The following is a 12621-nucleotide window of genomic DNA, read 5'->3' as shown; positions in this document are numbered from 1 at the left end:
GAGAAAGTAACCCCACAATGGTGAAGGTATTTGTGGAGTTATATCTTTTTATTTAATTAGTTCTAAAAAGGCAGTTTCATTTTTCTTAATATAAGTCGAAATGGTTTGATGTGAATCATTACAGTAAGGTTTATTAATGGCACCATTTCGCATTAAATTAGCATAAGCACATCCTCCACCACAAAATAGTGAGATACTACAACTACTACACTGTTCGGAGTCAGTAATATCTTGATCCCAAATAGCATGCTTATCAGCATCTAAATTGTATTCAGGAAAAAAGGAACCCACTGCAGTTTCTGGCTTACCTACGGCCTCAGGACAAGCGTATATTAAACCTTCTGCACCAAATGCATAGAAACGCTGTTCTCTCGCACTACATTCTTTAAAATAAGGTAAACTATGCATGACAGAAGAGCAGGAATCAAGTTCACTTACCTTCTCCCAGTCAAAAGTTCGTATGGCTTGACGGATTCTAGAAGTACGAATGTTAAGGTCTGTACCCAGTTTTGCGTTAAATTTATCCATAAATTCTTCTAAATCTCCGAAAATATTATAAATTTCGGCGAGTAATTCATGCTCTGGAAGGTGATTTGGTAGATTATCTCCGTAATGATCAGTAACAGGAGATACCTGCCAACCAAAATTAGGATAAGTATTCCAATGTTGATCTTCGATAAAGGTTGCTAATTCTTTTACATATGCAAGATTATCTTTATTCACATTAGTACGTAAGCCTACTGCGAAACCACGCTCTAATGCCAGTGAAATATTAGCAGCAATTCGATCGAATGTTCCTGTGCCACCAGCTGTAATACGTCGTTGATCATGAATATGTTTCGGTCCATCAATAGAGATTTGAAAATAATCCCAGTTCTCTTTGTAAGGCTCTAGAAAATCTAAGAATTCATGCAAGAATGTACCATTTGTAATGGCGTACATACGAAAACCGTATTCTTCTATTCCACGTTTAACAACTTGTTCAACTGTCTTTCGAGTTGTTGGAAGCAATGGTTCACCACCATATAACATCATGCGGTGGGTTGCATTCTCAAATCGACCACGTTCATTCTCCATAGACAAAATGTTATCAACTGCTTGGAACATTTTGTCTACTTCAGCAGGGGTTAAAGCATGTGAAATTTTATGTATTTCATGACCTTGGTAACAATAAGGACATCTAAGGTTACACATATATGTTGTGCATACGTTGAATGTAACTCCCGAATTACTATTTGCTAAAGATTCAGTCATCCGATCACGAATAATAGTAAGTTTATTTAATTCTTCATCACGGTCATTAAAAAGATAGCCACGTTTTGTTAAAAATGAGAGAAGTTCTTCTAATTCAGGATAAAGAGTTAATTTTTTATTACGCTTAATATCATCTAATACTTTTTTTATGTCTGTATTAATTACATCGAGTGCGCCACTTAGTGAATTGATTAGAACGTAATTTCCATCAGATAATTTATATGTTGAATTATAGGTACTTGCTATCATAGCTTAGTTCCTCTCCTTATATTGAAATCTCTTCTTTAATAGTTTTTAAATATTCGAAAACCTGTTTATCTGTTTGTGGACAGTTTGGTTGATTCAAGTTCCCATGAACTATAAGAGCTTCAGCAGCACACCCTCCTCCACATATAGGTGATGAGGCACAAGATTTACATTGTGGAATGGTAAAGGAATTGAATTGTTTCCACTTTTCCCACTTCCAATCTTGGCGAGAGAATTTAGGGAAATAATCGCCGATTTTGAACTCTGATCTTCCAACTAAATCAGGACAAGCATATATATGGTTATCAGGTCCAAATACAACTCGTTTCCCTTCAGCAGATTCACAATAGACTATATTGGGAACAACCATTTCAATTTTATTTTTTAATTCTGAATCTAACTGCATAATTGGTTTAAAGAAACGGTACATATCAGCTCCGAAGTTAAGAGATTTTTGTTTTTCTAATTTTTCAAAATCAGGAATATTTTTTTGTAATTTTTTTACAATTTCATAACCCTTCATTAAATCTTCTCCTAAGCCTTTACATGTATGATCTGTGACAGGTGAAAAAGAAATTGAGAAATTTTCATTTTCAAATAACTTGTTTTTTTTGTAATAGTCTACAAGAAGTGAAACATAATCAATATTTGTTTGGTCTATATTGACTCTTACAATGGTACGAATGCCATGATTAAGTGAATCACAAATACCTTTTTGAATTTGATCAAATGTACCTTGACCTCCCGTCATAATACGTCGTTGATCATGAATATTCTTCGGTCCATCAACTGTAACCATAATACTCAGTCGATCACGGTAGTTTTGGAAAATCTCTACAAAAGAAGAAAGGTGATAGCCATTTGTATTGCAACCAATTTTGAAGTTACGCTTAACAGCTTCTTCACAGATTTGTTTGACTATTTTTTTAGTAAAAGGAAGGAGTGGTTCGCCTCCAAAAAGGTTAATCATACCGATTTTATAACCACTTTCTTTATGAAAGATGTCTATGGCTTGCATAACTGCTTGGAGTTGTTCTTCGGTTAAAGCTGTTATTTTCTCATGAAGGCTATGGCTTTCAAAACAATATGGGCAACGAAAGTTACATGTATATGTAGGGCAAATAACATACTGCATTTCATTTCCAGCGTCTACAATATTTTTAGCCTGCCATAGTCTATGGTCCCGATCCTCTGTGTTCTTAAATACGTAACCTCTATCAATTAAAATTTTAGTAGCATTTTTCTCTTCGTTAGTTAAATTTTTATAATCTCTATATGACAATGTATCAATAAAATTAATTAAGTCATGAGAAAAAAAATCTACAGCACCAGTTAAGGTATTAATCATTAGAACTTCCTCGTTTAAAGGATATCGTAAATGATACTTGTTAATAATCATCAAATCACCCTTGTATAATTATTTTCTGTTCTTGCTAGGCAAGAACAGAAAATAATGAATTTAGTAACTAAGTTTATTAAAAGGTATAAGTATTTCAAGTGTTTATTTACTGTAAGTATAAATTAGATTTGGAAGCAACAATTAAAGCAGCAATTATCACAACAAATTGAGCAGTTGAAGCATTTCATTTCATCCCTGTTTTCAAGTGTTTCCATTTGATCAGCTAACTTTGTCCAAAGCTGTTCATTGTCATTAACTGAACGGATTTTAAAAGATTTTTTTTCCATTTTTAAATCCCCCTCTTTTATAGTTGCTTTGTTTTCATATAAAATAAAATGAAAGTGGATTCTGATATAAAATAGCTTTATGAAAATAAGTTGATAAACATTGAAAATTACTTTGCTATAACAGAAAACTTCCATTATTTGGAGCCGGCTCAATAATTATAATAAATGGAATCATATGTAATTAGCAACTTCAAAATTCGGAATATTTCGTGACAGATTTTTCAGATATTAAAGTATAGAAATGGTGTTATAAAGCTCACAAATATTCAAAAATACATACATAAAGAAATTCGTTCTCCTGAAAGAATAAGAGTAACCTGAACTATCTACAGAAGGGACGGATTGTATGATAACCTTTTTTTCATGAGTTTTGTGGTTTATCATTTGTGCCTCATATTTCTACTTTTTCACGTGTAGGTGCTTGGTTTCGAGAAGAAGGCATTCCTCTGCTTCGCGAACAGGTACTAAAAGAAATGCATCGTGATTGATTCCTTGTGCTTTAATTAAAAGTACCGCCACTGTACCTACAAAACAACAATTGTGTGATAATTATCCATCATTATATTGTTATCCCCATAGCAAAGTATCATTTCATTCTACTATGAAGCATTCCTCCTCTTTTTTAGATAGAAAAAGAGAGTCCCTTTATAGGCACTCTCTTTTATGTATATCCTCTATGTTTAATCGATTACGATTTCATGCATATTTAGCATGTTTAACTTTTCTTTATAAAAACTCAGTACTTTTTGAGCATGTTGTATAGTCATTAATCTATCTTAAACAGTAAGTGATTCAAAATACGGATAAACGAATATCTGTAGCATAACCATTTAGCTGCACGCACTGTTCTAAAATCAATGAGGATTCCTCATCTAATTTCCGACACGATTTGTGCAGCATTAAAAGGTTATGAGTTTTTGGGACTGTTCTACCGTTTAGTGCAATCTTATGTTCCATAGTTACGGTACGACTAGCACGTTCTAGAAACTCTTCTGGCCCATACACTAAAAAATCAACTGGTGTTTCCATAACATCGTAAATACCCCAATTGATACGATTAATGACTCCCCTTTTTCTTGCTCCTACACCTTCTACAACAATACAGAGATCAAATTCACTGTCTTCATTTGGTGTGCCATATGCATGAGAGCCAAAAAGGATGATTTTTTGGACAGAAGACACAGTTTCACGAATCTTTTGAGCCAATAGGTCCAATTCCCTTTGTACTTCTTCGTTAATCCGAATCACTCCTCGGATAAAGTAATTATATTGACGTTTAAGTATATTATACATGCGTTGCTCTTCTCCTTGCTATTACATATTTATTTTTATATTGTTCTCTTGTTTCCCAACGTTCTGCAATGCTTGATAACATTCGTATACCTGCTTAAAATCCTGTAAGAATCCATCATCAGAGATACTATGAAATCCTTTGAAGTTCTTTCTACACCAATATAAGAGATCAAATTCATCCTTAGCTAAAAAAGAATCTGGATTGAAATGAATAAATGCCTCTGCTATACAAGCCAGAAGCAATGGTATCATTTCAGCATCCTCTTTTGATAAATCCAGTACAGATACAACGGGGTATACTGCTTATATTGATAGTATTGTGGCGGTACCCCACATCCATCAACTTGAAGGCTTTATAATGCCCCTAAAACAAAAAAAATTACGCATTTTCACCTGGAGATGCCCATTTTCTCGTTTTGGGGTATTTGCTTTTCTTAGCTTGATTGGCATGGGGCGGGACCCCAAACAGTACGATTTTATTTCAAAGACACAACGATCTTACTACACACTTTTTATTTATCCCACACTCTCATCTGCTAGTATTACTATTTTTTATTACTAATGTTGCCGTTTCACTCGGATGGCTAAGAGGAAAATGATGGCCATATGGAACAAAATCAACCTTACCAAGATGCGATGGAGCAGAATAGCCTCTGTCATACTCCCCCCAAATAATGTGAAGATTATACTTTGTTACTTCATTGAAATCACCTTGATCGTTTTTCAGTAGTAAACTGTTAAGCTGAACCGTAGTATTTAAAATTCTAGGGGAAGTAAAACTGTTACTTATTTTTTCAATATAATGTTCAGGGATACTCTCCATACTTTCAAACAAACCATTACTTAATAAATAACGCCCTATCAAATTAGTAGTTGCCAATTTTAATGTCCATTTGTTCATAAATTGAGGAACATTTAGCGATTTAGCATTTTTTTTAGCAACAGGTGGCTGAAGTAAAGTGATTGCATACTTCTTATCTATGTACTCTTGTACCAATGCTTCTAGAAGAATAAACGCACCGAATGAATGGCCAATTAGATGTGCACCATTCGTAGCTTTCTCCAATAACTTTTTCACTACATTCAAATAGATATCTAGAAGATTTTTCTCTCGTTTAAAAGGAGAACGTCCCAAACCTGGAAGATCCAAAATCCATACAGGTTGACCAGTTTTTTCATGAAGCTCTTGTGCTAAAGGAAATAAATCCTCTCCATCACTCAATAAACCATGTAATAATATAAACGGTTGACCCTCTCCTTGTAATTGGTAAAGGGTATTGTTATCGCATAATGTTCGTTTAAATACATGATTATGCTGGCCATTTTGATACATCATTCGATAATCCAGATCAGCTACTACGGCAGGGAAAAATTTCATTACACTCGTCTTCTTAAACCAATCTCCTCCCATAATTTTTTTCGCTGAAACATCTGAAAATTTTCGGTTTGTAATAAAATTCAGTCCATCAGAAGGAATTTTTGTTATTTTACTTACTCCACTATTCATAATTGCTTTCATAAGTGGCATTGGAACAGAGATTTTTGGTGCCCTCATATTCATACTTTCCGACATAATACTTAATAATTCAGCAATGTTCTGATCGTGCTGTTTGTCTTCAACAAGTGTATATGTTTGAATAGTCGGTTGCTCCAATCTGAAAACCTGCACAATAAACTTCGCAAGCTCATCGTTTGAAATAAGTGGTAACCTATATCCCTTACCTCCAGGAATCACTGGCATGAGCCCTCTTCGCATACTCATCACAAGCAAACCTAATCCTGCTATCTGCTCTGTACTCCCTGTTTTACTACTACCGACTACAGTTGGCGGATTAATTACAGAAAGAGGATAACCTACTGCTGATGCGTGCTGACGGATATAAAGATCTGCTAAAAATTTTGTTCTCTCATATGGATTTTTTATTTTCAAATAATTGTTTCCTTCTTGAAACACATCAATTGCAATCTTGCTATTTTTATCATCAAAGGGACTCATATAACCTACAACATGAATAAATTGTTGCAAGCCCTTCAATTGATGAATACTTTTAGCTAATTCACTAATGTGTTTGGCGCCATTTAAAAATACGGACGCTGCCTCTTTACTTGTCGCTTGAATATCCATGGGGCCTCCTGCGTGAATAATCACATCCGTTTTCAATACCCTCTCCTTATCTTCAGCACTTAGACCTAAATCTATTTTCGTCAAATCACCTTCAATAAAGTGCATAACTGCCTTTTTTAAGATGCCTCTTTCTTGAAAAAGGCGTATTGCTTTACTTTTCGACCTTACTAAAAGAAGAATTTTAACATCCTCTTTGGCTAATTCTTTCACTACTTGCTTTCCAATAAAGCCTGTTCCACCAGTTAAAAATACTGTTCTCATATAAAATCCCCCTTTTAGTACTAATCAGTACTAATTTAATGTAAAAAAAATGCTTCTTTTATCGAAGCAATTTTAAAAAATGATCTGCTGTTTTCGTAATTACAGTTGCATCCTTCAATGTTTCTGAAATAAATAACGCTCCTTCAAGATTTGTAATAAAAAGTGATGCAACCTCATCAATATGAATCGTATTTCTGAATTCTCCATTCTCTACCCCTTGTTTAAGTAATAGAGAAACTTTCTTTTGTAATCCTGTAAAAAAAAGACCTATTTTTTCTTTTATTTGCGTGGCCTGTTTAGGACTTTGAATATAAAGAGTAATAAATGGACAGCTCCCCTTATACTCTCTCGACTGAACTCCTTGTGATAATTGCTTTAAAAACAGTTGGATACGATCTTCAACTAAAAATTGATTCTGAGAAAGTACGTCATCAATTGCAGATTGATACATTTCAATCCAATAATCAACGACCGCTTCTAATAATACTTCCTTATTAGAAAAGTGATAATACACATTAGACTTTGAAACTTTGCTTACACGTACTAATTCATCCATACTTGTATAAGCAAATCCTTTTTCTAAAAATAATGTTGCAGCTACTTCAATTACACGTTTTTGATTCATTAATTTTACCTTTGTCATAACTAGAACTATATAGTACTAATTTAAATATTGCAAGTATTTATGTTCATTTAGAAAAAAGTTTGATTAAAAAAGTTCCACTAACATTGATTTTACTGCAAAAAAAAATCTTACTTTGAATAAATTTGAACTGAGCCCCGAAATTGTTCATTCACTATCGTCTAATAGAGGTCACCATACATGCCCATCAACTTAAGAAAAAGAAATGCCCCAAAAACAAAAAAATGAGCGGCTTCTCAGAATAACTATCTGTAGAGAAAGAAAATTTTAATTTAGGGGGATATGAAAATATTAGCTTGATAGCGATGTGGCGGTACCCCATATAAAGAAATTTTAAACATCTTAATCTACCTTTCCTTTATGTAAATATGGGAATAATGAAATTACCCCAAGGATAGCTAAACAAGCTCCAATCCATAGCGGAGATACAAAACCATATCCTTTACTGATCCCAAGACCACCTAGTGACGAACCAATAACAATACCTAGCGTAATAAAAGAACTATGAACGGTATTTATCATTATTCCATTACTAGCTGTTTTCATCACCCTCGCAACCATAGCTGGATTCAATGCTACACCAGTTAAACCAATAAAAATCGTAGCCATAACTGCAATGTATTTATTCTCCGCACTTAAAGCAAATACAGACAACGCTATGATTAATATAATTAATCCACCCATAAGTATTTTCATTGTAAATTTATCAGCAAACTTGCCAATTATTATATTTCCAATTACCGTCGCACTACCATAGAGAGCAAGTAAATATGGAATACTTGCACTTGAAAAGCCTGTGACATTTGTAAATATCGGAGTAAAATAACTAAATGCTGCAAACGTACCACCAATAATGAACATACTTGTTACGTACGCTGCCCAAAGATGAATATTCTTAAATCGCAGAAGTTCGTCTTTCCAATTTAATTGCTCTTTATTTGAAGATGATGGTAATAACCGTTGAATCATAATCCCTGATACTAGCACAAGAACCGAAACTGCCCCAAAACTAATACGCCAGCCAAAATATTGCGAAATAACGGTTGTTATAGGTAAACCTAATACAGTTGCGAACATTAAACCTGCAAGTACAATTGATGCAGCTTTTCCCCTTGAATCAGAGTGAACTAATGTCGCAGAAAAGGAAATCGCAACTCCAAAAGCTGAAGCTGAAGCAATACCAGTTATAATACGTGAAATCATCATAATATCATAGTTCCAAGCAATAGCTCCGAGTGATTGACCAATTAAAAATATGAACATTAAAAACAATAATGCTTGTTTGCTGCGCATTTGTAAGAGGATTGCAGTTAAAATGGGGCCTCCTATTACCATTGCTCCTGCATAAGCTGAAATTAAATACCCAATAGATGATACAGGAACCTGGAATGCAAGAGCAAGTTCATTCATCATACCTGCAACCATAAATTCTGATGTAGTCATACAAAAGATTGCTAAAGCTAATAAATAAATAATCGATGGCATAAAAACACTCCTTATTCATTATTGTAATGATTGGTACAAAAATAGTGCGAAAAAAGAGCGCACTAAGCGCCACAAATAGACTCTATTGTTCCTTTGATAACTTGTTCAGACAACATCCGATTTTGCATCGATACATTAAGAACACGGAATCCGTAATAACTGCTTAAAAGCAGACTAGCTAATTCCTCAGCTGATTGCTTCTTTGAAATTTCACCTGTTTGCAATCCTTCCTCCATCACTGTTTCAATAGCTTGTTTAAGAAGTTCAACATGCTTCGAGAAAATTTCTTGTACCATTAAATCGTTTTTAGCACGTTCTATACTGGCATTAATCAATAAACATCCTTTTTGATCCATATTCTCAAAGTCTTCTTTCAATGCCCATTCAAAAAAATTACTTAATCGTTTTTTAACTGGAATTGGAGTATGTAACAATTTCCTTTGTTCCCTAATCCCAATTTCATGGTAGCGTTCTAATACTTGTTTATACAGTTCATGTTTACTACCGAAAGTATTGTATAGACTTCCTTTTCCAAGTCCTGTGTCACTGCATAAATCTTGTGTAGAACACCCTTCATATCCTCTTAACCAAAATGTTTTCATTGCAACATCTACAATTGAGGAATAATCAAACTCTCGAGGTCTGCCGCGTTTATTCAATCGTATCCTCCTCTCATTTTAAAGATAACATGAATAGAATACCCTTTTTGTACCATGCGGTCAATAATTTTATTTTATTGTTACTGTAAAATACAATTTGATTATGTTAGATTACGAATAATGAAAAATAGCCCCTTATTCAAATTTCCTAGCGAAAAAATCACGTTTTAATAGACTTCTTTATCATCCCTACCTTTCTATAAATTACTAGTTATGAAACAAGGATCGTTTCATAACTAGTAATTTACTTGATTAGCTTGATGGGTATGGAGTAGTGCCCCTATAAGCAAAACCCTCCAGAAACATCTAAAATTTGCCCCGTTACCCAGCGACTATCAGAGGAAGCAAGGAATGCTACTGCATCTGCAATATCTTCAACTTGCCCTATTCGTCCGAACACAGATGAATTCGTAGCAAAATTTCGTATTTCTGGATTATCTAGCAATTTCGCATTCATATCTGTCTTCGTATATCCAGGCATAATTGTATTCACTGTTATACCTCTTTCTCCGAGATGTTTAGCAAGAGGAAGTGTCATCGTATTTAATGCCCCTTTACTTAAACCGTATGCAATTGAGCCTGTAAAACCAAGTCGTACTTCAGCTGATGAAATGTTGATAATGCGTCCTTCTGCTCGCAGTAATGGTAATGTTTGCTGAATCAAGAAGAACGGCGCCTTAATATTTACAGCCATAATTTCATCAAAAATCCCTTCGGTCGTATTTTCAATTGTTCCTTGTGTACCTATCCCTGCATTGTTTACTAAAATATCAATCTCTGCTGTACCAACTCTTATTTGTAATTCATTCTTTAATTGTTCTACTAGCTTTTTGACACCATCAATTGAATTGAGCTGAGCTTCAATTAAGAATGCCTTTCCTCCATTAGATTCAATCTCACTAATCGTTTCATCTGCAGCTGTTTTATTTCGGCCGTAGTGAATCGCTACTAATGCCCCGCCTTTCGCCAATCTCTTTGCAATGGCACGGCCAATTCCGCGACTCGCCCCTGTTACTAATGCTACTTTCCCATCAAGATTCTTCATTTTTTTCCATCCTTCCTAAATTTCCGTTTGATAAAAACCTATACTTATATTTTCATGTAAACACCAATAATTATAAATACAGATTTATAGGTAATTTAGTTTGTTTACTTATGATATTATAGTTATAATTTGTAATTCACTTTAGAAAACACAACAAGGAGGCTACACAATGCAAAACGCAGTAAAACTGGATGAAATCGATCATAAAATTATGAACTTGTTATATGAAAATGCGAGAATTTCCGTTTCAGAAATAGGACGGATCATATCCATGACGCAGCCTGCTGTAAAAGAGCGTATTAATAAACTTGAAGATCAAGGAGTTATAGCGGCTTACCGAACGAAATTTGAGCCTTCTAAAATTAATAAAAACATTCAAGCATTCGTTATGTTTAAAACGAGCCAATGCTCTGATTTTATCCAATATTGTAATACCGCTTCTGAAGTAACAGATTTATATCGAATTAGCGGGGAGTTTAATTATATGATGAAGGTCATGAGCGATTCGATGGATTCTCTCGCTACATTTTTAGACTCTTTAATGCAATTTGGATTATCGTCTCCTTTAATTGTATTAAAGAGTGAGTTCGAGGAGAAATTGTCGTTCTGATAAAGGAATAAGCGAATTGGCATCAAATTTTCTCAAAAAAGAAAAGGGAGTGGATCATCCACTCCCTTTAACCACTTATCCCTGATTCCTCTGCGCCTCTCTAAACTCTTCCTTCACCTTCTCTAACAACCCTTCTTCCGTAATTAATCGATACGCCGTATTCGCTAATGCTTTTGCGGATGTAATTAATGCTTTATCTCCTAATTCTGAACGCGCTGCTTCTCTAAATTCATTCGTATGTGCAATTAAGTCATCTGGGCCGATTTTAATGTACGGGTGAATGGTTGGTACGACTTGACTTACGTTTCCTGCGTCGGTTGAGCCGATGCCGAGTCTTTCTTTACGGTTTACATCTTCACCTAGTAATTCTAGTTCTTCAGCTACGATGTCGTTATATGTTTTTGTTACGAGTAGTTCATCGATTTCATTTTGGAATTGATGGATTTTTACTTTTGTGCCTGTTGCTAACGCTGCCCCTTGTGCGATATTTTTTACTTTTTCTGTTACTTCCGCACATCTTTTTCGCGTTGCTGCACGGATGAAGAATCTTGCTGCTGCGTAGTCTGGAATAATGTTAGGTGCTTTTCCTCCCTCTGTAATGACGCCATGAATTTTCACGTCTGATGGAAGTTGTTGGCGAAGTGCGTTAATACTGTTATACAGCTGGATAACCGCATCTAATGCGTTAATCCCTTCTTCTGGTGAAGCTGCGGCATGAGCTGTTTTTCCGTAAAAATGAAAATCAAGTGGATCGACTGCTAGTGAAGGACTCGTTGTTGCTGTTTTTCCACTCGGATGAATCATAAGCGCCGCATCAATGTTTTTAAATAAACCTGCCTTTACATAACTCGATTTTGCGCTACCGTTCGGTCCTCCTTCTTCAGCTGGTGTTCCGAATACGACAACTTCCCCGCCAATTTCTTCAAGCGTTTCTGATAATGCAATTGCTGCTGCAACACTAATTGTGCCGATTAAATTGTGACCACACGCATGGCCAAGTCCTGGTAAAGCATCATACTCCGCTAGAAATGCGATTGCTGGTCCTTGTTTTCCAGAGCTTTTTCGCGCGATAAATCCCGTTTCATGTCCAGCTATATTGTGTTGTAATTGAAATCCTGCACTCCCTAGCAATAAACTTAACGTTCTTGATGCGTAAAACTCTTGGTTACCAATCTCCGGATTCGCATGAATATCGTGACTTGTTTCTATGTACTTTTCCTTATTTCTTTCAATACTCTCTTCAATTGTTTTTCTTTGTGATGTTACTCCTGTAGCTCCCATTTTTCTTCCTCCTTTTATTTTCACGTAAAAAAG

The 12621-nt window shown here is 34.9% G+C and carries 10 protein-coding genes and 4 pseudogenes; 2 read left to right on the top strand and 12 right to left on the bottom strand.

The features are described 5' to 3' along the window. Nucleotides 1-48: 48 nt before the first annotated feature. From AC0NJG_RS14595 to AC0NJG_RS14585, 3 genes are all read right to left on the bottom strand, one after another. Nucleotides 49-1254: a radical SAM/SPASM domain-containing protein gene (locus AC0NJG_RS14595; RefSeq protein WP_250670627.1), complete on the bottom strand. Its 1206-nt coding sequence runs from the start codon at nucleotides 1252-1254 to the stop codon at nucleotides 49-51. Nucleotides 1255-1519: 265 nt separating this feature from the next. Further along, on the bottom strand, nucleotides 1520-2848 hold the full coding sequence (locus AC0NJG_RS14590) for a radical SAM/SPASM domain-containing protein (RefSeq protein ID WP_227585587.1): 1329 nt from the start codon (nucleotides 2846-2848) through the stop codon (nucleotides 1520-1522). A 173-nt stretch (nucleotides 2849-3021) separates the two neighbouring features. Further along, on the bottom strand, nucleotides 3022-3186 hold the full coding sequence (locus AC0NJG_RS14585; protein ID WP_000412664.1) for a hypothetical protein: 165 nt from the start codon (nucleotides 3184-3186) through the stop codon (nucleotides 3022-3024). A gap of 353 nt (nucleotides 3187-3539) precedes the next feature. Between AC0NJG_RS14585 and AC0NJG_RS14580 the strand changes: the two are divergent. After that, nucleotides 3540-3703, top strand: a pseudogene (locus AC0NJG_RS14580) (ISNCY family transposase); the annotation flags it as partial. 163 nt (nucleotides 3704-3866) lie between these two features. Here the strand turns inward: AC0NJG_RS14580 and AC0NJG_RS14575 are convergent. The 8 genes and pseudogenes from AC0NJG_RS14575 to AC0NJG_RS14540 all read right to left on the bottom strand — a co-directional run. Continuing rightward, nucleotides 3867-4131: pseudogene (locus AC0NJG_RS14575) on the bottom strand (HEPN domain-containing protein); the annotation flags it as partial. Then, a pseudogene (locus tag AC0NJG_RS14570) lies at nucleotides 4108-4479 on the bottom strand (nucleotidyltransferase domain-containing protein); the annotation flags it as partial. The pseudogenes AC0NJG_RS14575 and AC0NJG_RS14570, both read right to left, overlap by 24 nt. Before the next feature lie 21 nt (nucleotides 4480-4500). Beyond that, nucleotides 4501-4814 (bottom strand): annotated as a pseudogene (locus AC0NJG_RS14565) (hypothetical protein); the annotation flags it as partial. 194 nt (nucleotides 4815-5008) lie between these two features. Next, nucleotides 5009-6865: an alpha/beta fold hydrolase gene (locus AC0NJG_RS14560; RefSeq protein ID WP_087953170.1), complete on the bottom strand. Its 1857-nt coding sequence runs from the start codon at nucleotides 6863-6865 to the stop codon at nucleotides 5009-5011. Between the two features lie 58 nt (nucleotides 6866-6923). Further along, nucleotides 6924-7490, bottom strand: a complete 567-nt coding sequence (locus AC0NJG_RS14555) for a TetR/AcrR family transcriptional regulator (RefSeq protein ID WP_001072309.1) — start codon at nucleotides 7488-7490, stop codon at nucleotides 6924-6926. A gap of 360 nt (nucleotides 7491-7850) precedes the next feature. Then, on the bottom strand, nucleotides 7851-8993 hold the full coding sequence (locus AC0NJG_RS14550) for an MFS transporter (RefSeq protein WP_087953169.1): 1143 nt from the start codon (nucleotides 8991-8993) through the stop codon (nucleotides 7851-7853). A gap of 62 nt (nucleotides 8994-9055) precedes the next feature. Further along, nucleotides 9056-9652 (bottom strand): TetR/AcrR family transcriptional regulator, encoded by a 597-nt coding sequence (locus tag AC0NJG_RS14545; protein WP_087953168.1) that lies wholly within the window; start codon nucleotides 9650-9652, stop codon nucleotides 9056-9058. 280 nt (nucleotides 9653-9932) lie between these two features. Beyond that, nucleotides 9933-10697: an SDR family oxidoreductase gene (locus AC0NJG_RS14540; protein WP_143881297.1), complete on the bottom strand. Its 765-nt coding sequence runs from the start codon at nucleotides 10695-10697 to the stop codon at nucleotides 9933-9935. A gap of 169 nt (nucleotides 10698-10866) precedes the next feature. Here AC0NJG_RS14540 and AC0NJG_RS14535 point away from each other — a divergent pair, with 169 nt between their 5' ends. Next, nucleotides 10867-11307 (top strand): Lrp/AsnC family transcriptional regulator, encoded by a 441-nt coding sequence (locus AC0NJG_RS14535; protein ID WP_016717953.1) that lies wholly within the window; start codon nucleotides 10867-10869, stop codon nucleotides 11305-11307. Nucleotides 11308-11382: 75 nt separating this feature from the next. Here the strand turns inward: AC0NJG_RS14535 and AC0NJG_RS14530 are convergent, their stop codons facing one another. Next, nucleotides 11383-12588 (bottom strand): M20 family metallopeptidase, encoded by a 1206-nt coding sequence (locus tag AC0NJG_RS14530; protein WP_087953166.1) that lies wholly within the window; start codon nucleotides 12586-12588, stop codon nucleotides 11383-11385. Nucleotides 12589-12621: the final 33 nt, after the last annotated feature.

It is taken from the genome of Bacillus sp. SSR7 (assembly GCF_055902415.1).
This window is presented reverse-complemented; position numbering and strand designations above follow the sequence as displayed.